General features: G+C 64.3%; 16 protein-coding genes. 12 read left to right on the plus strand and 4 right to left on the minus strand.

What is annotated here, in order from left to right; translation table 11 throughout:
- Nucleotides 1-192 precede the first annotated feature (192 nt).
- From lexA to OOT43_RS19790, 3 genes are read left to right on the plus strand one after another with little or no spacing between them, the layout of a single operon-like run.
- Complete coding sequence (gene lexA / locus OOT43_RS19780; RefSeq protein WP_266022421.1) at nt 193-801, plus strand: transcriptional repressor LexA; 609 nt, start codon at nt 193-195, stop codon at nt 799-801.
- Complete coding sequence (imuA, locus tag OOT43_RS19785; RefSeq protein WP_266022422.1) at nt 801-1,424, plus strand: translesion DNA synthesis-associated protein ImuA; 624 nt, start codon at nt 801-803, stop codon at nt 1,422-1,424. The genes lexA and imuA overlap by 1 nt, the downstream gene beginning before the upstream one ends.
- A gap of 7 nt (nt 1,425-1,431) precedes the next feature.
- A complete protein-coding gene (locus OOT43_RS19790) occupies nt 1,432-2,934 on the plus strand; it encodes a Y-family DNA polymerase (RefSeq protein ID WP_266022423.1) in 1,503 nt (500 codons plus the stop codon).
- Between the two features lie 354 nt (nt 2,935-3,288).
- Here OOT43_RS19790 and OOT43_RS19795 read toward each other — a convergent pair whose 3' ends face one another.
- The gene (locus tag OOT43_RS19795; protein ID WP_266022424.1) at nt 3,289-4,767 is read right to left on the minus strand and encodes a helicase HerA-like domain-containing protein; all 1,479 of its coding nucleotides are present in this window, start codon (nt 4,765-4,767) and stop codon (nt 3,289-3,291) included.
- Nucleotides 4,768-4,948: 181 nt separating this feature from the next.
- Here OOT43_RS19795 and OOT43_RS19800 point away from each other — a divergent pair, with 181 nt between their 5' ends.
- From OOT43_RS19800 to OOT43_RS19820, 5 genes are all read left to right on the plus strand, one after another.
- Entirely contained in the window at nt 4,949-8,029 is a 3,081-nt protein-coding gene (locus OOT43_RS19800) for an error-prone DNA polymerase (RefSeq protein WP_266022425.1), read from the plus strand.
- Nucleotides 8,030-8,068: 39 nt separating this feature from the next.
- On the plus strand, nt 8,069-8,299 hold the full coding sequence (locus tag OOT43_RS19805; protein ID WP_266022427.1) for a DUF2442 domain-containing protein: 231 nt from the start codon (nt 8,069-8,071) through the stop codon (nt 8,297-8,299).
- Nucleotides 8,300-8,404: 105 nt separating this feature from the next.
- Nucleotides 8,405-9,055 carry a GIY-YIG nuclease family protein gene (locus OOT43_RS19810; RefSeq protein WP_266022429.1) on the plus strand — a complete coding sequence of 217 codons (651 nt, stop codon included), beginning with the start codon at nt 8,405-8,407 and terminating at the stop codon, nt 9,053-9,055.
- A gap of 256 nt (nt 9,056-9,311) precedes the next feature.
- Nucleotides 9,312-9,521 carry an addiction module protein gene (locus tag OOT43_RS19815; protein WP_266022431.1) on the plus strand — a complete coding sequence of 70 codons (210 nt, stop codon included), beginning with the start codon at nt 9,312-9,314 and terminating at the stop codon, nt 9,519-9,521.
- Nucleotides 9,522-10,006: 485 nt separating this feature from the next.
- The gene (locus OOT43_RS19820) at nt 10,007-10,891 is read left to right on the plus strand and encodes an AraC family transcriptional regulator (RefSeq protein WP_266022433.1); all 885 of its coding nucleotides are present in this window, start codon (nt 10,007-10,009) and stop codon (nt 10,889-10,891) included.
- Between the two features lie 25 nt (nt 10,892-10,916).
- Here OOT43_RS19820 and OOT43_RS19825 read toward each other — a convergent pair whose 3' ends face one another.
- From OOT43_RS19825 to OOT43_RS19835, 3 genes are all read right to left on the minus strand, one after another.
- Complete coding sequence (locus OOT43_RS19825; RefSeq protein WP_266022435.1) at nt 10,917-12,206, minus strand: YhjD/YihY/BrkB family envelope integrity protein; 1,290 nt, start codon at nt 12,204-12,206, stop codon at nt 10,917-10,919.
- A 177-nt stretch (nt 12,207-12,383) separates the two neighbouring features.
- Entirely contained in the window at nt 12,384-12,905 is a 522-nt protein-coding gene (moaB, locus tag OOT43_RS19830; RefSeq protein WP_266022436.1) for a molybdenum cofactor biosynthesis protein B, read from the minus strand.
- Between the two features lie 58 nt (nt 12,906-12,963).
- Nucleotides 12,964-14,238, minus strand: a complete 1,275-nt coding sequence (locus tag OOT43_RS19835) for an NAD(P)/FAD-dependent oxidoreductase (protein WP_266022437.1) — start codon at nt 14,236-14,238, stop codon at nt 12,964-12,966.
- A gap of 245 nt (nt 14,239-14,483) precedes the next feature.
- On the opposite strand from OOT43_RS19835, the gene OOT43_RS19840 reads away from it, so the two are divergent.
- The 4 genes from OOT43_RS19840 (at nt 14,484) to OOT43_RS19855 (ending at nt 21,385) form a co-directional block, all read left to right on the plus strand.
- On the plus strand, nt 14,484-15,845 hold the full coding sequence (locus OOT43_RS19840) for a TolC family protein (protein WP_266022438.1): 1,362 nt from the start codon (nt 14,484-14,486) through the stop codon (nt 15,843-15,845).
- A gap of 453 nt (nt 15,846-16,298) precedes the next feature.
- On the plus strand, nt 16,299-17,378 hold the full coding sequence (locus OOT43_RS19845) for an efflux RND transporter periplasmic adaptor subunit (protein WP_266022439.1): 1,080 nt from the start codon (nt 16,299-16,301) through the stop codon (nt 17,376-17,378).
- A 17-nt stretch (nt 17,379-17,395) separates the two neighbouring features.
- Nucleotides 17,396-20,650: an efflux RND transporter permease subunit gene (locus tag OOT43_RS19850; protein WP_266022441.1), complete on the plus strand. Its 3,255-nt coding sequence runs from the start codon at nt 17,396-17,398 to the stop codon at nt 20,648-20,650.
- 84 nt (nt 20,651-20,734) lie between these two features.
- Nucleotides 20,735-21,385, plus strand: coding sequence for a cold shock and DUF1294 domain-containing protein (locus OOT43_RS19855; RefSeq protein ID WP_266022443.1), 651 nt, complete (start codon nt 20,735-20,737; stop codon nt 21,383-21,385).
- The last annotated feature ends 54 nt before the right edge of the window (nt 21,386-21,439 follow it).

The raw sequence follows: 21,439 nt of genomic DNA on the forward strand, positions 1-21,439 counted from the left end.
GGGTATGAAAGCCCGGCGGTAGCCGGAGAGTAAATGCTGAATCAACGCGATGGCCGCATGACTTTCCTGCCGGCTGCGGCGTATGCCGCAGTGGGCGGGGCAATAGCCTGAGTGCCGGGGCGGATGCCGGCCGGTTGACGGGACTGGGGTCGATCGAATACTGTTCATAAAAACAGTATTCGTATGCCGAGCATGAAACCCTTGACTGTCCGTCAGCGCGAAATCCTGGACTGTATCCGCCGCAGCGTGGAAGACGAAGGTTTTCCCCCCACCATCGCCGAGATCGCCCGCGCCATCGGGGTCAGTTCGCCCCACGGGGTGCGCGAGCAGTTGCGCGCGCTGGAGCGCAAGGGCGCGATCGAACTGATCCCCTCCGCCTCGCGCGGCATCCGCCTGCTCGCCAAGGCCGAGGAGCCCGGCCTGCCCCTGATCGGCAAGGTCGCGGCGGGGCGGCCGCTGATGACCGAGGCCCAGGTCGAGCGCCACTGCCGGCTGGGGCCGGAGCTGTTCGAGCACAAGGGCGATTATCTGCTGCGGGTCCAGGGGATGAGCATGCGCGACGCCGGGATCATCGACGGCGATCTGCTGGTGGTGCAGCAGGCGCAGGAAGCCCGCTCCGGCCAGATCGTGGTGGCGCGCCTCCACGACGAGGTGACCGTGAAGCGCCTGCGGCTGGAAGGCGCCGTGGCCTACCTGGAGCCCGCCAATCCGGAATTTTCCGTCATCGCCGTCGATCTGGAACGCCAGCCGCTTTGCATCGAGGGCATCGTGGTCGGCGTGATCCGCACCCGGGTGGGCTGATGGCCGGGAAAACGGAGACGCTGGCCGACCTGCTGGACCGCGACCCGCGGATCTGGCGCGGGCGCCGGCCGGAATCCTGGCGGGCGCCGGTCATCACTAGCGGCCATGCGGCGCTGGATGCGGTGCTGCCGGGCGGCGGCTGGCCGGTGGGCGCCCTGACCGAGATCGTCGCGCCGGCCCAGGGCATCGGCGAACTGCGGTTGCTGCTGCCGCTGATGCGGCGCGTCGCCGGGGACGGCCGCAGGCTGGTCTGGGTCGCGCCGCCGTTCGAGCCCTATGTTCCGGCGCTGGTCCAGGCCGGGGTCGAGATCGGGCGGATGTTGGTGGTGGCGGTCGCGGACCGGCGGCGGGATCTGGGCTGGACGCTGGAACTGTTACTGCGCCATCCCGAGACCGGCCTGGTGCTGGCCTGGCCCCGGACGCTGCCGCTCTCCGCCTGGCGCCGCCTGCAATTGGCGGCGGCGGAAAGCGGCACGCTCGGCATGCTGTTCTCCGACGGAGCTGCCGGCGACACGACGGCGGCACTGCGCCTGAGCCTCGGAGTCTGCGAAGGCGGGCTGGAACTGCGGATACTCAAGGCCCGCGGCGGATTCGGCGGGGCGCGCGTCCGCTTGATGTTGTGAGGGCACCATGGCCCTGGCGCGCGCTTACCATTTCCCCTCTCTCCCGGCGGAGCCGCCGTGCGAGACCCCCGCGGCCGGTGCCGCGCCGCTCTGGCTGGCGCTGCATTTCCCCGCGCTTGCGCTGGAAGCCTTGGGACTGTCGTCGCAGGAGCCGCTCGCCGTCACCGAAGCCGGTGGCGGCCGGCTGCTGGTTCACAGTGCTTCGGTGGCAGCCGGAGCGCAAGGTGTCGCCCCCGGCATGGCTTTGTCCGAAGCCCAGGCGCTCTGTCCCAAGCTGACGGCGGTGAGCCGCGATCCGGAGGCGGAGCGGCGGGCTCTGGTAAGGCTGGCGGAACGCTGCCTGCGATTCACCCCCTGGATCAGCCTGGACTTCCCGGCCACCCTGCAACTGGAGGTCCGCGGCAGCCTGCGGCTGTTCGGCGGGCCGGAACTGCTGGCCGAAGAGGCGCGGCAAGCCGTTCGGCTCCGCTCACGACAAGCCTGTGCGGAGGATGGCCACGCGGTGCAATGCGGTCTGGCGCCGACGCCCGCGGCGGCCTGGCTGCTGGCGCGCGCAGGGTTCCCGGTGCCGGTGCTCGAGGCCGAGGCGTTGCGTTCCGCGCTGGGCGATCTGCCCATCACCGCGCTGGGCATCGACGATAAGCTCGCCGGCCGTCTGGCCCGCGCCGGACTGCAAGTGCTGCGCGATCTCTGGCGCATGCCGCGGGATGGCCTGGTGCGCCGCTATGGCCGCGATCTGCTGCGGCGGCTGGACGAGGCCGCGGGCAGCCGGCCCCAGCCGCTGCGGCAGTTCCATGCCCCGCCGCGGTTCCGCGCCGAGCGAGAGCTGGCGATGGAAACCGAGGATCTGACCCAGGTCTTCCCGCTGGTCGAAGCCCTGCTGGCGGAATTCGAGGCTTTCCTGCGGAGCCGCGATGCCGTCGCCACCGGGCTGGAGCTCGAACTGCGGCATGCCCGCGCCGCGCCGACGCGGGTTTGCTTAAGGCCACGCAGGACGGGCCGGGAGGCCCGGCAATTCGCAGTTCTGCTGCGCGAGCGGCTGGATCGGGCAGCGCTGCCCGGCCCGGTCCGGGGCTTGCTGCTGCAAAGTGCCAACATCCAGCCGTTCACGCTGCCGATGGCGGACCTGTTCACGCCCGAGGCGGCCAGCGGGGAGGGGTGGGACGAACTGCTCGACCGCCTCCAGGCCCGGCTGGGACCGCAGGCCCTGCGCCAGCCCGCCCTCCGCGCCGATCACCGGCCGGAGCGGACGGAATCCGGCCACGCTCCCCGAAGCGGCGAGGCGGCGCGGTCGCCCCGGCCTCTCTGGCTGCTTCCCCGGCCCCAGCGTTTGAGCGGCCGGGGCATCCGCATCCTGCCCGAGTGCGAGCGGATCGAAACCGGCTGGTGGGACGACGGGCCGGTGCGGCGCGATTATCACCTGGCGGTCGACGGCGCCGGGGCGCGGCTGTGGGTCTACCGCGATTCCGGCACGGCGGGCCCTTGGCATCTGCACGGCCTGTTCGGCTGAACGATGTTCGCCGAGCTGCATGCCGTGAGCAATTTCAGCTTCCTGCGAGCGGCCTCGCATCCCTGGGGACCGGTCGCCGAAGCGGTCCGGCAGGGTTATGCGGCCCTGGCGGTCACGGATACCGGCACCGACATGCCGCCCGCCGAGCGCAGCCGGGTGTTCGACCGCTTCTACCGGGTAGAGGCGAACTCGGTACCGGAAACCGGTCTGGGGCTCGCCATCGTCGATCGGTGCGGAGGTCATTCTGGCCGGCGGGGCGGAAAATGGGCTTCGGGTGTGTTGCATTTCCCAAACCTACAGGACCGCGCTCGCGCGCATGAAGGCGCGGCGGATTCGCGGGCAAGCCCGCCCCGATCAGCGCGGGCGGCTTCCCTTGAGCGACCCGAGCACGCCGCGGATGAGCTGCCGGCCGAGTTCCGAGCCCAGGGTCCGTGCCGCGCTCTTGGCGGCCGATTCGAGAACGCCTTCGCGATGCCCGCCGCGCGGGCCGGTGGTGCCGCCGAGCAAGCCGCCCCAGTCGAAGCCGCGGTCTTCCTGCGGCCCCCGCTCCGCCGGCCGCGAGGCTCGGCTCTTGAGAATTTCGTAGGCGGATTCGCGATCGATTTGTTTTTCGTAATGGCCGTAGAGCACGGACCCGCGCAGGGTTTCCTGGCGCTCGACGTCGTCGACCGGGCCGATGCGCGAGCGCGGCGGGCAAATCAACGCGCGCTGCACCGGCATGGGCGTGCCTTTTTCCTCCAGAAACGAGACCAGCGCCTCGCCAACGCCCAGTTCGGTGATCGCGGATTCCACATCCAGCTTGGGGTTGGGGCGGAAGGTTTCCGCCGCGGCCTTGACCGCTTTCTGGTCGCGCGGCGTGAAGGCGCGCAGGGCGTGCTGCACGCGGTTACCGAGCTGGCCCAGCACTTCGTCGGGAATATCCAGCGGATTTTGGCTGACGAAATATACGCCTACGCCCTTGGAGCGGATCAGGCGCACGACATGCTCGATCTTGGTGAGCAATGCAGGCGGGGCGTCGTCGAACAGCAGATGCGCCTCGTCGAAAAAGAACACCAGCTTAGGTTTATCGAGATCACCCGCTTCCGGCAGGTTCTCGAACAGTTCCGACAGCAGCCACAGCAGCAGCGTGGCGTAGACGCGAGGCGAGTTGTACAGCGTCTCCGCCGCGAGGATGTTGATGACGCCGCGCCCGCCTTCGGTCTGCATGAGATCGGCAAAGTCCAGTGTCGGCTCGCCGAACAGGTTTTCGCCGCCCTCCTGTTCCAGTTGCAGCAAGCCGCGCTGGATTGCCCCCACGCTGGCGGCGGAGATGTTGCCGTATTCGCCCGCCAGCGCTTTCGCGTTTTCGCCCGCGTATTGCAGTATGGCGCGCAAGTCCTTCAAATCCAGCAGCAGCCAGCCGTTGTCGTCCGCGATCTTGAATGCCGCCGTGAGTACCCCGGCCTGCACCTCATTGAGTTCCAGCAGGCGCGAAAACAGCAAAGGCCCCATGTCCGACACCGTGGCGCGCAGCGGGTGGCCTTTTTTCCCGAATACGTCCCAGAACATCACCGGGGAGGCGGCCGGGGCGAATTCCTCGATTCCCAATTCCTCGACCCGCGCATCGACCTTGGCATTGCCGCCTCCCGCGCGGCTCAGGCCGGCGAGGTCGCCCTTGACGTCGGCCATGAACACCGGCACGCCGATGCGGGAAAAATGCTCCGCCAGCGTTTGCAGCGTGACGGTCTTGCCGGTGCCGGTGGCTCCGGCGATCAGGCCGTGACGATTGGCCATGCGCGGAAGCAGGCAGAGTTCGGTTTTCCCTGCTTTGGCGATGAAGAGCGGTTCGGTCATGGAGTTTCCTTATACACAAGTGTCGGCGACCCATATCATATCGTCGGCGGTGCGGGCGGTGGGGTTGATATGATGGCTTGGGTACCGACAGAAGCGGGCAGAGGCCTCCCTGCTCAGTGCCTTGATCCATCCAGGAACCATCGAATAGCTATCTCCGACGATGACTCCTAGCTCGACGAACGTGTCCGAACCCGCATTCGCCGAGCTGCATGCCGTGAGCAACCTCAGCTTCCTGCGCGGCGCCTCGCATCCGCAGGAACTGGTCGCCGAAGCGGCCCGGTTGGGCTATGCGGCCCTGGCGCTCACCGACGAATGCTCGCTGGCCGGCGTGGTGCGCGCCCATGCCGAGGCCAAGACGCTCGGCTTCAAGCTCATCATCGGCAGCGAATTCCGCCTGGAGGACGGTCCCAAGCTGGTACTGCTGGCGACGGACCGCCGCGGCTACGGCCAGCTCGCGGCTTTCATCACCCTGGGCCGGCGGGCGGCGGAGAAGGGCGAATATCGCTTGCTCCGCCATCAGCTCGAAACCCACGGGTTCGACCATTGCCTCGCGGTCTGGCTGCCGGAAGACGCGCCCGATGACGAAACCGGAGCCTGGCTGGCACGGCTGTTTCCGGCCCGCTGCTGGATCGGCGTCGAGCTGTTCCTGAACGGCGGGGACGGCCGCCGCCTCTCCGTCCTGCAGGCGCTGGGCGAACGGCTAGGGCTGCCGCTGGTCGCCTGCAACGACGTCCATATGCATGCCCGCGAGCGCCAGCCGCTGCAGGACACCCTGACCGCCATCCGCCTCGGCCGGCCGCTGGCGGAACTCGGCTACGCGCTGTTTCCGAACGGCGAGCGGCATCTGCGTCCCGTCGAATCCCTGGCGCGGATTTATCCACGGGCGCTGCTCGAAGAATCGCTGCGCATCGCCGAACGCTGCCGGTTTTCGCTGGACGAACTGCGCTACGAATACCCGGCCGAACTGGTGCCGGACGGCTACACGGCCATCGCCTGGCTGCGCGAGCTGACCCGGCAGGGCATGGCGCGGCGCTGGCCGGAAGGCGCGCCGGACAAGGTGCGGCGGCAGGTCCGGCACGAACTGGAACTGATCGGCGCCATGGCCTACGAGCCGTTCTTCCTGACCGTGCACGACGTGGTCCAGTTCGCCCGCAGCCGCGACATCCTGTGCCAGGGCAGGGGATCGGCGGCCAATTCGGCGGTGTGCTATTGCCTCGGCATCACCGAGGTCGACCCGGCGCGGCTCGACCTGTTGTTCGAGCGCTTCATCTCCAAGGAGCGCAACGAGCCGCCCGACATCGACGTGGATTTCGAGCACGAGCGGCGCGAGGAGGTCATCCAGTACATCTACCGCAAGTACGGCCGCCACCGGGCGGCGCTGGCGGCCAGCCTCATCACCTACCGCGTCAGGAGCGCGGTGCGCGACGTCGCCCGGGCCCTGGGCTTTTCACCGTCGCGGATCGACACCCTGGCGCGGGTGCTCGACCGCCACGGCGTCGCGGAGACGTTGCCGGAGCGCCTGGCCGAAGCCGGCCTCGCGCCCGAAAGCCCGGCGGTGCGGCGTCTGCTGGCCCTGGTGCAGATGCTGGTGGGTTTTCCCCGCCACCTGTCCCAGCACGTGGGCGGCTTCGTCATCGCCGCCGAGGATTTGTCGCACTGGGTGCCGGTGGAAAACGCCGCCATGCCCGAGCGCACCGTGATCCAGTGGGACAAGGACGATCTGGAATCCTTAGGCCTCCTCAAGGTCGATGTCCTGTCTTTGGGCATGCTGACCGCGATCCGCAAGGCGCTGGCCTATGTCGGCGAAGGGCGGGGCCGGCCGTTCGCGCTGGCCGACGTTCCCCCGGAAGACCCGGCGGTGTACGAGATGCTGCAGCGGGCCGACAGCATCGGCGTGTTCCAGGTGGAATCGCGGGCGCAGATGAGCATGCTGCCGAGGCTGCGTCCCAAGAGCTACTACGACCTGGTGATCCAGATCGCCATCGTCCGGCCCGGACCGATCCAGGGCGACATGGTGCATCCCTATCTGACCCGGCGGGCCGGGCTGGAGCCGGTGTCCTACCCCAGCCCCGATGTGGAGAAGGTGCTGAAGCGGACCCTGGGCGTGCCGATCTTCCAGGAGCAGGTGATGCAACTGGCCATGGTCGCCGCCGGATTCACGCCGGGCGAGGCCGACCAGCTGCGCCGCGCCATGGCCGCCTGGCACCGCAAGGGCGGGCTGGAGCCGTTCGAAAAGAAGCTGATGGACGGGATGCGCGAACGCGGCTACGAAGAGCGCTTCGCCCGCCAGATCTACCGCCAGATCCAGGGCTTCGGCGAATACGGCTTCCCCGAGTCGCATTCCGCCAGCTTCGCCCTCCTGGCCTACGTCTCGGCCTGGCTCAAATGCCACCATCCCACCGCCTTCGCCTGCGCCCTCCTCAACAGCCAGCCGATGGGCTTTTACGGCCCCTCCCAGCTCATCCAGGATGCCCGCCGCCACGGCGTCGAAGTGCGCCCGATCGACGTCAACCACAGCGGCTGGGAATGCACGCTGGAGCCGGGCGACTCGCCCGTTCCGGCCCTTCGGCTGGGTATGCGCCTGGTCAACGGATTCTCGTCCGCTGCGGCGCAACGCCTGAGCGACGCCCGCCGGCAGGGACCGTTCCAAAGCGTTCAGGACCTCGCCACCCGAGCCCGCCTCGAGCGCCGCGAGTTGGAGGCGCTGGCCGCCGCCGACGCCCTGCACGGACTCGGCGGCCACCGCCATCGCGCCTTCTGGGAAGCCGCCGGCGTGGAAGCACCGACCCCGCTCTATGCCGAACCGCAATTCGCCGAAGCCGAGCCTTTGCTGAGGAAACCGGGCGAAGCCGAGGACGTCATCGCCGACTATGCTGCCGCCGGCGCCAGCCTGCGCCGCCATCCCTTGAGCCTCCTGCGGGAGCGGCTGGACCGCCGCGGCTTCCGCACCGCCGAAGCCTTGTGGCAGGTGAGGAACGGCGCTATCGCCCGCGTCGCCGGTCTCGTGGTCTGCCGGCAGCGCCCCATGACCGCCAACGGCACCACCTTCGTCACGATCGAAGACGAAACCGGCCAGATCAACCTCATCGTCTGGCCCGCCACCGCCCAGGTCCAACGCCGTGCGCTGCTGTATGCCCACCTCCTCGCGGTATCCGGCACCGTGCAGCAGGAAGAGGGTGTATTGCACCTCGTCGCCGGACGGCTGGAAGATATCGGAAAATGGCTGGACGGGTTGGTGGTAAAGTCCAGGGATTTTCAGTGAGCGTCAAAAAGTCAGATAACATGTTCGAGGGCTTGATCAATGAATATTGTTGAAATAATTCCGAGAGACAATTACCTGCTGTATATCAAGAGCGAAGACGGCAAGGCTGGTTTATTCGATGTAAAGCCATATCTCGAGTCCGAAGCTTTCACTCCGCTGAAGGACAGGGCTGAGTTCGAACGAATTCACAACGGCAAGTATTTTATTGAGTGGGACTGCGGAGCGGACCTTTCTGCGGATACGATTCAGGCGAGATGGGAAAATGCCTAAGTTAGGGAATCTTAATAAAACACCTCACCAGATATTGCAGGCGCTCTGCGTTTAGCCAAGTTATGATAATTCATCGTTTGTGAATGTAGAACATAAGGAGGTTGTATGCAATGGGTAAAAATTAAGCGAACAAATATATCTGCGGATGAACCATGTGTTTCTATAAAGAACGAACGATTTTATTTTAATGTGGCCTTTTCAAGGCTGGCGCAGATCGAACAGCATTCATTTGTCAGTATTTATACCGACGACCAAGATCGCTGCATAGGATTTGAATTCAAGAGAGAAAGAACGTCGGATGATGAATATAGAATATGTGGAGACATCAAGAAAGGCTTTTATTGTCAATGTAAGGAGGCGGCTCATAAGGTCTGGGTGGCATCGGTTCGTGCAAATAACAAAAGAAATAAGTTTCTTGTTTCTCGCGATAAAACAAAATGGTTTATCAGGCTTATGCCGGCATTTGAAGTGAAAGTCGCAAGAGATGAGTATAAAAAAATCAATACATCGGCAAGTGGAATATATAGATATATAGACGATTCCAGTCAAGTGGTCTATATCGGGAAGGGAAACATTCGCAGTAGGTTATTGGAGAGCGAAAGGGCGGCTTGGAATTTTTGTTCGGTTGAATATTCAGTGGTGGCAGATGATAGTAGTGCTTGCGAATGGGAGTCCTTTTGGATTCAAAAGCACATAAATGAAAATTATCAATTGCCTATTTACAATCAAATCGGTGGTCGTTCAATTGGGGGTTGAAGTATTGTGAAGCTGTTGGTTGTTGGGACGTACGAAAAGTCAAACCTCCGGATGCCTACAGGATATGCACAGAAATTGAGGGCGGTCGAAAGGCATCCTTGAGCGGATATAACAAGCGAATGTTGGAATAATGATGGTAGAAAGGAAGTTATTAAAGTGACATGGCCTTCTTGGTTCTTATACCCAACAAAGCGCCAAATCTAAGGTGCTATGATTTATCCAGAGTGATATATTTAAAATATATGAGGTAATTCTTATGGGTAGTAAAGAAATTCTTAGTGAGGCTTTGCAATTAAAGCCGGAAGAAAGATTTGCGATTGTTGAGGGTTTGCTGAAGAGCCTGGACGAGCCGGATAAAAAGCTCGATGATGTATGGGCTGAAGAGGCGGCCAAGAGGCTCAAGGCGTATCGAGAAGGAAGATTGGAAGGAATACCAATGGAGGAAATTTTCAAGGATGCCGGCTAGTGTAACGTCCCTGACAAAGCTTTAGTAATCGACGTTCGGGTGCCGGAGAGTCCCGTATGCCGCGCCCGAGTGCCAAGGCTTTTGCCGGGAATAGCCCGAAGGGGAGCCGCAGGGATGCGGCTCGGCGATCGAGGGGAAGGAAGCCCCTTCGATCGCCCCCCGGCAAGAGCGTTGGCGCTCGGGGGCTCTCGCGGCAGTCGGGCGGCCTTTTCTTTGGTTACTTTCTTTTGGCCGGGCAAAAGAAAGCAACCCGCCTTCGGGTGCGGAAACCCGATTCAAATCACCGTCGCGGTAGCGACTCTTTGCTGATCATCTTCCCCCTACAAATCGCCACCGCTCAGAAAGTAAAGAAATGTTGGGGCGGAACCCGATTTCGTAAATGTTCTGTGATTGACGTCAAAACGTGGCTCCACCGATTCAGCAATTTCTGTCAGGCATTATTGAATTCAGAGCGCTAAGCTAGCGGTCGCCAAGGAGATATTTCGTTGAGTGCAACAAGCTTGGACAGACACCGCGCCAGATTCCGCAAGGTGCTCGAGTATGTCGATGCGAACCTGGACGGCGATCTCACGCTGGACAGGCTCTGCGGCGTCGCCGCATTCTCGAAATATCATTTCCACCGTCAGTTCGCCGCTCTTTTCGGCATCGGGGTATACCAATACGTCCAGCTCCGCCGCTTGAAGCGCGCCGCCTATCAGCTCGCGTTCCGCAGCCGCCGCCAGATCATCGATATTGCGATGGGCAGCGGCTACGAAAGGCCGGAATCGTTCGCTCGGGCGTTCAAGAAGAGTATCGGGCAATCGCCGTCCGAATTCAGGAGGCAGCCGCAGTGGGTTCCTTGGCATGCGACCTACCAACCTTTGAGCCAATTGAGGAGCCTTCACATGCCGTCTGCAAAGCATGCCGAACAGATCAGGATCATCGACGTCGATGACACGAAAGTCGCCGTTCTCGAGCATCGCGGCGATCCGCGGCTGATCGGCGATTCCATACGGAGTTTCATCGCCTGGCGGAGGCAGAACGGTCTGCCGCCTCGAATCAGCGCCACGTTCAACATTCTTTATGACGACCCGGCGGTCGTGGCGCCAGCCGACTTCCGGTTGGACCTGTGCGCCGCGACCGAGCGGGAGGTGGCGGAGAACGAATTCGGCGTCGTTGAGAAGACGATTCCGGGCGGCCGCTGTGCCGTGCTGCGGCATGTCGGTTCCGACGATGCCCTGCCGGAAACGGTACGGTATCTCTATTCGGAATGGCTTCCGCAAAGCGGCGAGGCGTTGCGGGATTTCCCGGTGTATCTGCAGCGGATCGAATTCTTTCCGGACGTCGCGGAGAGCGAAGCGGTCACCGACGTATTCCTGCCGCTCAGATAGCCGGGAAAAGCGGAGACGGGACGTGCTATCCGCTCATCCGAACGATGTCCCGCAAGCTGCGGTTTCCCAGAGTCGTTTCCGGGCTGCGGTCGATGGCCACCAGGATTTCCCGGACGGCGTCGGGTTCGTCTTGAAGAGTCAGGACCGGCTGATCGCCCGCGGTTCGAACCGCCTCCACCACTTCGCTCAGCAGGATCGCGTCGGTATCCCGCGCGAGAACGTAAGCTTTCTGCTCGCCGTTCAGGCTTAACAGCAGGCCGTGCCGTTTCAGGCATTCCAGCGGGTCCGCCACGGCTTCCCAAGGCAGGTTCATTTGATCCGCCAGGCCGGGCAGCGTGCAGGCGGCTTCGCCGCGCGCATGGCTCCGTCCGATCAGGATCATGAGCAGCAGGGCGAGGCGCTCCTGGGATTGCGGGCTCAAGTGGGGCCGCCGTCCGCCGTAGCCGAGATAGCGCGGAAACTGGATATGGAAGGAGACGACGCTCCCCAGGAGCAGGATGAGCCAACTGAGGTACAGCCAGATCATGGACAGGAGGATGACGGCGAAGCCGGAATAGATGGCGCTGTAATGAGCGGAATTGACCGTGAATGCGGTGAACAGAAAGCCCGTTGCTTTCCAGCTCAGGCCGGCGAACAGCCCGCCCGCCAGCGCGGGCCGCCACTTCACCGCGGTGTTGGGTATGAACGAATAGGCGAAGGTGAAGGCGGCGAAGATCAGCACATAGGGCAGGGCGATGCCGGCCAGATAGTAGGCCGTGCCGAAGGGTTCCAGAGCGATCAGCCGTTGTACGATTTCCGTGCTGTTCATCGAGGCCGCGATGCCGACAGCGGAAAACAGCAGTACCGGACCGATCAGGACGATGCTGAGGTAGTCGCTGAACTGGCGGTACAGCGAGCGCGTCCTGGATACCCGCCAGATGTGATTGAAGCTGTCCTCGATCTGCTCCAGCAGCGACACCACGGTGTAGAACAACATCACAAAGCCGACGAAGCCCAGAACGCCTACCTGGATGTTCCCGACGAAGCCGATGATGTTATCGGTGATCTCCTTCGTCTTTTCGCCCAGGGGAGCCAGCATTTCGAGCAGAAACGGCTGTATCTCGTTGTGCACGCCGAACGCCTTGAGCACCGAGAAGCTCACCGCCAGCAGCGGTGCCAAGGAGAGCAGGCTGGTATAGACCAGGCTCATCGCCCGATGCCTGATCCCGCCTTCGCGGTACTCGCGCAGCAGCACCAGGGCCAGCAGTTTCAGGACCTTGAAGGCGTCCGCGACTTGCGGCCTGACAGCGGGAAACAAGCGCTCGGTGGATTTCATGGGCTTGACTCTCGGCGGTAAGCGGTGGTCCCGAGCGCCTTACGGACTCCTCGACCGGCAAGCCGGACTCGGCCCCTGCCCGGGAGTTCAGTCTAAGCCAATGCGATTGTCCGCGTCGATTTGCATTGGGGGGCTGGGGGCAGGTCCGACGATGAGGCCGGATGCCTGGTTTTTCGCTTATTTTTCCCCCAGCCGCGGTATCAGTTCGGCGAGGTTGCAGGGGCGGGTGCGGAAGTCGAGCTGCTGGCGGATGAGTTTGTCCCAGGCGGTGCGGCAGGCGCCGGAGGAGCCGGGGAGGGCGAAGACGTAGGTGCCGTTGGCGACGCCGGCAATGGCCCGTGACTGGATGGTGGAGGTGCCGATTTCCTGGTAGGAGACGGCGCGGAATACCTCGCCGAAGCCGTCGAGTGTCTTGTCGAACAGCACCGAGATAGCTTCGGGGGTGCCGTCGCGGCCGGTGACGCCGGTGCCGCCGGTGCTGATGACGGCCTGGATGCCGGGATCGGCGATCCACCGGGAGACTACCGCCCGGATGCGGTAGACGTCGTCCGGCACGATGCATTTCTCGGCCAGGCGGTGGCCGGCTTCGGTGAGGCGTTCGACGAGAACTTTGCCGGAGGTATCGTCTTCTTCGGTGCGGGTGTCGGAAACCGTGAGTACGGCGATGTCGAGCGGAAGGAAGTCGCGGTCGGAAGTCATGGGGCCAGGGTCCGGGCTGGGGCGCCCGCCTGGATGCGCGGGCGCTGGACCGAATAGCTTAGTTCTTCAGCCGGACGATGCCCAGGGCCTTGAGTCCCAAGCGTTCGTAGATCGGCTCGCTGATGCCTTTCCTCACCTTGCGGATGAAGTACTTTTCGAAGGCGATCTTGGCCAGATGTACCCAGCGTCCCTTCTTGGCCCAGGTGACGTTGCGCGGCGGGATCTGCGGCTGGGCGATGAAGGCGGCGCCGGTGTCGCCCATGTCGGCCAGGCACAGCGCGGCCCAGGTGCCCTTGAAGCTGGGCTCCTTGCCGTCGAGCTGCTCGCGGATGTTGTGTGCGGTGGCGGTGACCATGGACTCGATCATGTAGCCGGTCTTGGGCACGCCCGTGGGCACCGGGGTCTGTTCCAGCGGCGGAATGGCGATGCAGACGCCGACCGAATAGACGTTCTTGAAGGTTGGGTTGCGCTGGTGTTCGTCGACCAGGACGAAGCCGCGCGGGTTGACCAGCCCCTCGATGCCGCGCACCGCGTCGACGCCGGTGAAGGCCGGAATCATCATGCTGTGCTTGAACGGCAGTTCGTGCTTTTTCTTTTCCTTGCCGTCGTCGTCGACTTCGGTGACGAACATCTTGCCGTCCTCGATCTTGTCGACCTTGGCGTTGGTGATCCACTTGATGTGGCGGTCGCGCATCTCGCTTTCGAGAAGGCCCTTGGAGTCGCCCACCCCGCCCAGGCCGAGATGGCCGATGTAGGGTTCGGAGGTGACGAAGGTCATCGGCACCTTGTCGCGGATCTTGCGGCGGCGCAGGTCGGTATCGGCGATGAAGGCGTATTCGTAGGCCGGGCCGAAGCAGGAGGCGCCCTGCACCGAGCCGACCACGATCGGGCCGGGGTCCTTGACGAAGCCGTCCCAGAACTCCAGGGCCTCGGCGGCGTGGTCGACGTGGCAGATCGACTGGGTGTGGCCGTGCGGGCCGAAGCCGGGCACTTCGTCGAAAGCCAGGCGGGGGCCGGTCGCGATGACCAGGAAATCGTAGCTCACTGAACTGCCGTCCGCGAGTTCGATGCGGTTGTTGGCCGGATCGACCTTGGCCGCCTTCTGCTGGATGAACTCGATCTTGCGCTTCTTCAGCATGGGGGCGAGTTCCACCTTGATGTCTTCCGGCTTGCGCCAGCCCACTGCGACCCAGGGGTTGGAAGGGACGAAGTGGAACGTGGGGCTGTCGGAGATGAGCACGACCTCGTCCTGCTTTTTCCGGGCGAGGTGCTTCATTTCCAGGGCCATGGGGATGCCGCCGATGCCGGCGCCGAGTATGACGATTCGAGCCATTGCGTTTTTCCTCCCGCGCAGTCCGTCTGCGTGTTTGATGGTGTTGTTGGGCAACGCTGTTGACGATCGGATTGGGGATTCTGCTCGTGTGCCGATCGCTTGTCGAGAATATTAGCAAATGCTAAAATTCATCACAAGCCCGGGTTATGTCACGGGGTTCGGTGGTTCCACACGGTGGAACTGGCTATCATTCGAAAGGAGTTTCCCGTAGGGAACCGTCCACATCGACACGCAGCGTCGCGCCCATGAATTCGATAGAAATCAGGTCTGCCCGTTTCCGGATGCGGTTCTCTCCGGCCTTTTTGGCACTGGCACTCGGGAGTCAGCAGGCTTTATCCGCCGAATCCGGCGGTGCGCGCCTGACCTTGCAGCAGGCCATCGAACTGGCCTGGGAAAGGAACCCCGACATCCATGCCGCCGAGGCCCGGCTGGGTCAGGCCCAAGCCAGTGTCGAAGAAGCCGCCGCGGCCTTCTATCCCCGCCTCACCGCCCGCGTCGGCTACGACTATTCAGACAACCCCTCCCTGGCGTTCTCCTATGTCGTAGCCCAGCGCCGCTTCAATTTCGACATGAATATCAACCATCCGGGCTATGTCGAGAACTTCCGCCCGGAGGTGTTCACGACCTGGTCGATCTTCCGCGGCGGCCAGGACTATTACCGCAAGAAGGCGGCGGAGCTGGGCGCCGAAGTCGCCGAGCTGGAGCATTCCGCCCTGCGCAATCAATTGGCGGCGGCGGTGACCGCGGCTTATTACGCCTTGCTCGAAGCGCCGCGCCAGGTCGACGTCTCGAAGAAATCGGTGGAAGCGGTCACCAGCGAGCTCGAACACACGCGTCACCGGCATCAGGCCGGTTCCAGCCTAAAATCCGACGTGCTCTCGCTCGAGGTCCGGCTGGCGCAGTCCCGCGAAAACGAAACCCATGCGCTGAATTCGGTGCAACTCGCCCGCGCCGCCATCAAGACCCTGCTCGGCGGCGAATCGGCCCACAATCTGGAAGCGGTGGAGCCGGCTGCCGGGGGCGTCGCAACCCGGGATGGCATGGAAAAAGCGTTGGCCCAGGCCCTGTCCCAGCGGCCGGAAATGCAGGCGGCCGCGAACCAGGTCGCCATGCGCCAGCACGAGCTCGACATGGAACAGGGCGCGCGCCTGCCCCGCGTCAACGCCTTTGCGGCCTATGGTCAGAACAGCCGGACGCCGGGTTTTTCCACCGAGCAGGGCAACGTCACCCTGGGTGTCAACGCCGAACTCGATCTGTATGCAGGCGGGGCGGTCACGGCCCGGATTTCCGGCGCCGAAAAGCGCCTGACCGAAGCCCAGGCGCTGGAAACGCGCACCCGGCTGGAAATCGAGGAGGAAGTACGCAAGGCCTACCTCCAACTCGACGAAGCCCTCTCCCGCAAGGATGCGGCGGAAGCTGGCGCTAAGTCGGCGGACGAAGCGTTGCGGCTGGTGCACGAACAATACCGGGAAGGCGCGGCGACGGTGACGCGCTACCTCGAAGCCGAAGCCGACCGGGCCCAGGCCCAGACCCGCGCCATCGCCGCCCGCTATACGGTTGAAGTGGCGGAGGCGAATTTGAAGAAGGCTTCTGGTTTTTGGCGTTAGCGTACCGTACCCAACCTCAGGATGTGATTTGTAGGGGGCAAGAGGATCGGAGAAGAGTCGCTAGCGCGACGCTGATTTGAATCGGGTTTCCGCACCCGAAGGCGGGTTACTTTCTTTTGCCCGGCCAAAGACCAGTTTGCCGGGAGCAAACTGGGTCGCACGGAGTGCGCCCGAAGGGTTTGCGGCAGGAAAGCCGCAAAACAGCGTAACCAAAGAAAAGGCCGCCCGACTGCCGCGAGAGCCCCCGAGCGCCAACGCTCTTGCCGGGGGGCGATCGAAGGGGCTTCCTTCCCCTCGATCGCGAAAGCCGCGTCCCTGCGGCTCCCCTTCGGGCTATTCCCGGCAAGAGCGTCGTCGCTCGGGCGCGGCAGACGGGATTCTCCGCTCCCCAGCGTTGATAAATAAAAATTTCCCTGGAACGACACCCTGAACAAGACCCATAGGAACGACGCAATGCACGCTGAAGCGCACGGTTCGAATCCCAACAGAACGCTGCTGTATGCGGTAGCCGCCGTATCGGCCCTGGTCCTGATGCTGGTCTGGATGGAGGGCGGCTTCGTCGGCAAGGCGGAGCCCGGCTTGCTTGCCGCGGAACAGACCGCGCCGGTGACGGGACAGACACTCACACTGGCGCCGCGGACGATCGCGGAAACCGCAGCCTGGCCGGCCACCGTGTCCGCCCGGGTCGTCGCCCGCATCTCGCCCAAGGTTGCCGGGCGCATCGTCGAGATCACCCGCAAGGTCGGCGATCCCGTGCAGCGCGGTGAGGTAGTGGCGCGGCTGGAAGCGAAGGAGCTGGGCGCCCGGCTCGGCCAGACCAGGGCGCAACTGGCCGCCGCCGAAGCCGAGGCGGTGCGGGCCCGCGCGGAGCTGATCCGCAGCGAAAGCCTCTATGCCAAGGAGGCGGCCACCCGACAGACCCTGGAAACCGCCCAGGCCGCCGCCCGTGCCGCGAACGCCCAGGTGAAGGCGGCACAGGACACGATCGCCGAGGCCGGTTCGCTGTTCGGCGAGACCGAACTGAAGTCCCCGGTCGACGGCACGGTGGTGTCGCGCGAACTCGACCGGGGCGACACCGCCATGCCCGGCGTGCCGGTGCTGACCGTGCAGGAGAGCGGCAGGCTGCGGATCGAAGGGGCGGTCGCCGAGCGCTGCGCTGGCGCCCTGCGGGCCGGAGCGTCGCTGATGGCCAGGGGCGGCGCGCCGGAACAGGTCTACCCGGTCGAGGTGGACGAAGTCGCCCCCGCCGCCGATCCGGCCACGCGCACGGTCTGGTTCAAGGCGCGCCTGCCGGATACTGCGGCGTGGCAGCCGGGCGCCTACGCCAGCGTGGAACTGCCTTGCGGTCAGCGCGAGGTGCTGCTGATTCCCGCGGCCGCCATGACGCGCATCGGCCAGATCGAGAGCGTGCGCGTCGTCGAACAGGGCCGCTCCGTGCTGCGCCACATCCGCACCGGCAGGCCGCTCGACGGCCAGCTCGAAGTCCTGTCCGGGCTCGAGCCGGGCGAGACCATCCAGATTCCGAGCCGCTGACCGTTCCGGAGAACCGCATGGCCAAACCAAACGACGAGCGGGGCCTGACGGCGGCGATTGTCCGGGTCTTCATCACCTCCAAGCTGTCCCTGGTCTTCCTTATCGCCTCCTTCCTGCTCGGCGCGGCGGCCTTGCTGCTGACGCCGCGGGAAGAGGAACCCCAGATCGTGGTGCCGGTGGCGGACGTGTTCGTCAGCGCGCCGGGCGCCTCGGCCGAGGAGGTCGAGAAACTGGTGGCGACGCCGCTGGAGATCCGGCTGCGGGAGATCGACGGCGTGGAGTACGTCTATTCCGCCTCTCGCGCCGGCGAGGCCGTCGTGACCGTGCGTTTCTACGTCGGCGAGGACCGCGAGGACAGCTTGCTTAAAGTCTGGAGCAAGCTGATGTCGAACAAGGACGCCATTCCGCCCATCGTCGAGTCCTGGCTGGTCAAGCCTGTCGAGATCGACGACGTGCCCATCCTCACTTTCACCCTGTCCTCGCCCAATCCCTTGTACGATGCGGCGACGCTGCGGCGTCTGGCCGACGAGATGAAGGACAAGCTGTCTTCCCGGGAGGACACCGGCCGCATCTACGTGGTCGGCGGCCAGCGCCGGACCGTGCGGATTCATCCGGACCCGGCGCGGCTGGCGGCGCACGGGCTGGATATCGCCGATCTGATCGGATCTCTGCGGGCCGCCAACTTCAAGCTCGAAGCCGGAAGTTTCGACCGCGCCAATCGCGGGGTCGATATCGAAGCCGGAGCGATTTTCACCTCTCTTGAAACCGTCGCCGGCACCACAGTCGGTCACCGCGACGGCCGGGTGGTGCGCCTGAGCGAGGTGGCCGAGGTGATCGACGGGCCGGCCGAGGTCGAAAGCTATACCCGCGTCGGTTTCGGCGCCGCGGCGGCGGAAAGCAGGTCGGTCGGCCAGACCGCCGCTGGTTCGGCGCCGCTCACCACAAGCGCCAGGCCCGGCGAAGAGCGCCAGGCGGTGACCCTCGCGGTCGCGAAGCGCCGGGGCGCGAACGCGGTCAGCGTGAGCGAGCGGGTCATCGAGGAAGTCGAAGGCCTTTACGGCACGCTCATCCCGGAAGACGTTACCGTCACGATCTCGCGCGACTACGGCGAGACCGCGAACCACAAGGTCAACGAGCTGGTGAAGCATCTCTTCATCGCCATCGTCACCATCATCGTGCTGCTGGCTTTCGCCTTGGGGCCGAAGGAGGCCTTCATCGTGGCGCTGGCGGTGCCGATGACGCTGGGCATCACCCTGCTGTTCGACCTCGTCTTCGGCTACACCATCAACCGCGTCACGCTATTCGCCCTGATCCTCTCGCTGGGCCTGCTGGTGGACGATCCCATCGTCGACGTCGAGAACATCTACCGCCACTTCAAGCTGCGGCGTGAGCCGCCCCTTGAGGCCGCGATCACCGCTGTCGACGAAGTCCGGCCGCCGACCATCTTCGCGACCTTCACCGTCATCGTCTCCTTCCTGCCGATGTTCTTCATCACCGGCATGATGGGCCCCTACATGGCGCCGATGGCGTTCAACGTGCCGATCGCCATGCTGATGTCGCTGCTGGTCGCCTTCACCGTCACCCCCTGGGCCAGCTATTACCTGCTGAAGAGCGAATACGGCACGGGCGAGGCTGCGTATTCCCTACAGGACAGCCCGATCTACAGGTTCTATCGCCGTACCCTGGGTGCGCTGGTGTTGCAGCCCGGACGGGCCAAGCTGTTCATCTGGCTGATGGTCGGCGCCCTGGTGGCGTCGAGCCTGCTCGCCGTGACGCGGGTGGTGCCGCTGAAGCTGCTGCCGTTCGACAACAAGAACGAACTGCAGCTGGTGATCGACATGCCGCGCGATGCCAGCCTCGAACGCACCGACGCGGTGGCGCGGGCGTTGGGCGACTACCTGGCGCGGGTCAACGAAGTCACCGATTTCGAGACCTACGTCGGTCTGGCCTCGCCCATGGATTTCAACGGCATGGTGCGGCATTACTACCTGCGCCGCGGCGGCTACGTCGGCGAAATCCGCATCAGCCTGCTGCCGAAGGAGCGGCGCGAGCAGCAGTCGCACGAGATCGCGCTGCGGATACGCCCGGACGTGGAGCGCATCGCCGCGCGCTTCGGGGCCAAGGCCAAGATCGTGGAAACCCCGCCCGGTCCGCCGGTGCTTTCCACCTTCGTCGCCGAAGTCTACGGCCCGCTGGATGCCGAGCCCGCCGAACTGGACCGGGTGACCGAACGGGTCAGGGACGACATCGCCGGTATCGCCGGCATGGTCGACGTCGACGACCTGGTAGACGAGCCCAAGACGCTCATTCGCTACTTGGTGGACCGCGACAAGGCGGCGCTCAACGGACTCGGCGCAACGGCGCTGACCGAAGCCTTGCAGGCCGCGATGGCCGGGCGGTTCATCGGCACCGTTCATATGCGGGGAGAGCGCGAGCCGCTCGAGATCGTGCTCCGGCTGCCGCGTGCCGAGCGGTCGTCCATGGCCGAACTGATGACGCTCAAGGTGAGAGGGGCGGGCGGCCAGCTGGTGCCGCTCGGCGAGGTGGGCACCCTGGTCGAGGACCAGGCAGACCGCACCATCTACCACAAGAATCTGCTCCGGCTGAATTACGTCACCGCCGAAATGGCGGGCCGCACCCCGGTCGAAGCGGTGCTGGACTGGGGCGACATCGAGGAGGCCAAGCCGCTGCCCGCGGGCTACAAGGTCGACCTGGCCGGGGAAGGGGAATGGAAGATCACCGTCGATGTGTTCCGCGACCTTGGGCTGGCGTTCGGCGCCGCGCTGGTCATGATCTACGTGCTGCTGGTGGCTCAGACCGGCTCGCTCGGCATGCCCCTGGTCATCATGGTGGCGATTCCGCTGACCATCATCGGCATCATGCCCGGATTCTGGCTGCTGAACCTGCTGTTCACCTCGCCGGTGGCCGGCTACGACAATCCCATCCTGTTCACCGCCACCGGCATGATCGGCATGATCGCCCTGGCCGGCATCGTGGTGCGCAATTCCATCATCCTCATCGACTTCATCGAGCGCCTGAGGGAACAGGGCAGGCCGCTGTTCGACGCGCTCGTGGAAGCCGGCGCCACTCGCCTGCGGCCCATCTTCCTCACCGCCGGAGCCGCCATGTTCGGCTCCTTCGTCATCACCCTGGATCCGATCTTCTCCGGCCTGGCCTGGAGTTTCATCTTCGGCATCTTCGCCTCCACCCTGTTCACCCTGTGGGTCGTGCCCGTCGTCTACTGGATGATCAACCGGGAGGCCGCCCGCTGATTTTTCCCGTTCCCGACCGATTAGAATAAGCGTCCGGCCCGCGGGGAGGGCCGGACAACGAAAACAATCGGGCAGGGTGCGTACATGGGAAAGCTATCGCCATTCCAGGTCGGTGAGCTGGTGGTCTGGCAGGATGAAAAGGGGTTCGGGTTCATCCGCCCGTTCGCGGGAGCGCACGATCTCTTCATCCACATCAGCGCCTTCAAGAAGGGCATGAGCCGGCGGCCTCAGATCGGCGATATCGTGCACTACCGCATCGAGACCGAGGCCGACGGGCGGGAGCGGCTGCGGCATGCGGCGATCGAGGGGATCAAGTACGCCGCGCCGCGGTTCGGGCCCGCCCAGGTCAAGCCCTTGGAGCGCTCGCCCTACGTCAACGGCATCATCGGCTTGCCCTTTCTGCTGTCGACCTGGCTGCTGTGGAGCGTCGGCAACCCCATTCCTCTCCTGATGTACGTGTTCATCAGCGCCATCACGCTTTTCCTCTATGGCCTGGACAAGCGTTCCTCGATCACCGGGCACTGGCGCGTGCCTGAAACCTACCTGCATCTCTTCGCCCTGTTCGGCGGCTGGCCGGGCGCCCTGATCGCCCAGCGGGAATACCGGCACAAGCTCAGGAAATCGCGGTTCCAGACCATGTTCAGGGCAATCGTTGCTTTGCATGCTGTTATTTGGATCATCGTGATAGGATTTGAGTTTTCCACGCACCGAGCCATGGCAATGTTCGCGATGTAAATGAAACCTTAACGGAATCGGTGCAACTTTCAGGAATAAAATCTGTCAATACCG

It is taken from the genome of Methylococcus mesophilus, from assembly GCF_026247885.1.
GTDB lineage: Bacteria > Pseudomonadota > Gammaproteobacteria > Methylococcales > Methylococcaceae > Methylococcus > Methylococcus mesophilus.

What these genes read in the sequence shown, in the direction of transcription:
- OOT43_RS19790 (WP_266022423.1), top strand. Translation starts at nt 1,432, where the DNA reads ATGGCCCTGGCGCGCGCTTACCATTTCCCCTCTCTCCCGGCGGAGCCG.
- OOT43_RS19795 (WP_266022424.1), bottom strand. Translation starts at nt 4,767, where the DNA reads ATGACCGAACCGCTCTTCATCGCCAAAGCAGGGAAAACCGAACTCTGC.
- OOT43_RS19840 (WP_266022438.1), top strand. Translation starts at nt 14,484, where the DNA reads ATGAATTCGATAGAAATCAGGTCTGCCCGTTTCCGGATGCGGTTCTCT.
- imuA (WP_266022422.1), top strand. Translation starts at nt 801, where the DNA reads ATGGCCGGGAAAACGGAGACGCTGGCCGACCTGCTGGACCGCGACCCG.
- lexA (WP_266022421.1), top strand. Translation starts at nt 193, where the DNA reads ATGAAACCCTTGACTGTCCGTCAGCGCGAAATCCTGGACTGTATCCGC.
- OOT43_RS19815 (WP_266022431.1), top strand. Translation starts at nt 9,312, where the DNA reads ATGGGTAGTAAAGAAATTCTTAGTGAGGCTTTGCAATTAAAGCCGGAA.
- OOT43_RS19825 (WP_266022435.1), bottom strand. Translation starts at nt 12,206, where the DNA reads ATGAAATCCACCGAGCGCTTGTTTCCCGCTGTCAGGCCGCAAGTCGCG.
- OOT43_RS19850 (WP_266022441.1), top strand. Translation starts at nt 17,396, where the DNA reads ATGGCCAAACCAAACGACGAGCGGGGCCTGACGGCGGCGATTGTCCGG.
- moaB (WP_266022436.1), bottom strand. Translation starts at nt 12,905, where the DNA reads ATGACTTCCGACCGCGACTTCCTTCCGCTCGACATCGCCGTACTCACG.
- OOT43_RS19845 (WP_266022439.1), top strand. Translation starts at nt 16,299, where the DNA reads ATGCACGCTGAAGCGCACGGTTCGAATCCCAACAGAACGCTGCTGTAT.
- OOT43_RS19810 (WP_266022429.1), top strand. Translation starts at nt 8,405, where the DNA reads ATGCAATGGGTAAAAATTAAGCGAACAAATATATCTGCGGATGAACCA.
- OOT43_RS19835 (WP_266022437.1), bottom strand. Translation starts at nt 14,238, where the DNA reads ATGGCTCGAATCGTCATACTCGGCGCCGGCATCGGCGGCATCCCCATG.
- OOT43_RS19855 (WP_266022443.1), top strand. Translation starts at nt 20,735, where the DNA reads ATGGGAAAGCTATCGCCATTCCAGGTCGGTGAGCTGGTGGTCTGGCAG.
- OOT43_RS19805 (WP_266022427.1), top strand. Translation starts at nt 8,069, where the DNA reads ATGAATATTGTTGAAATAATTCCGAGAGACAATTACCTGCTGTATATC.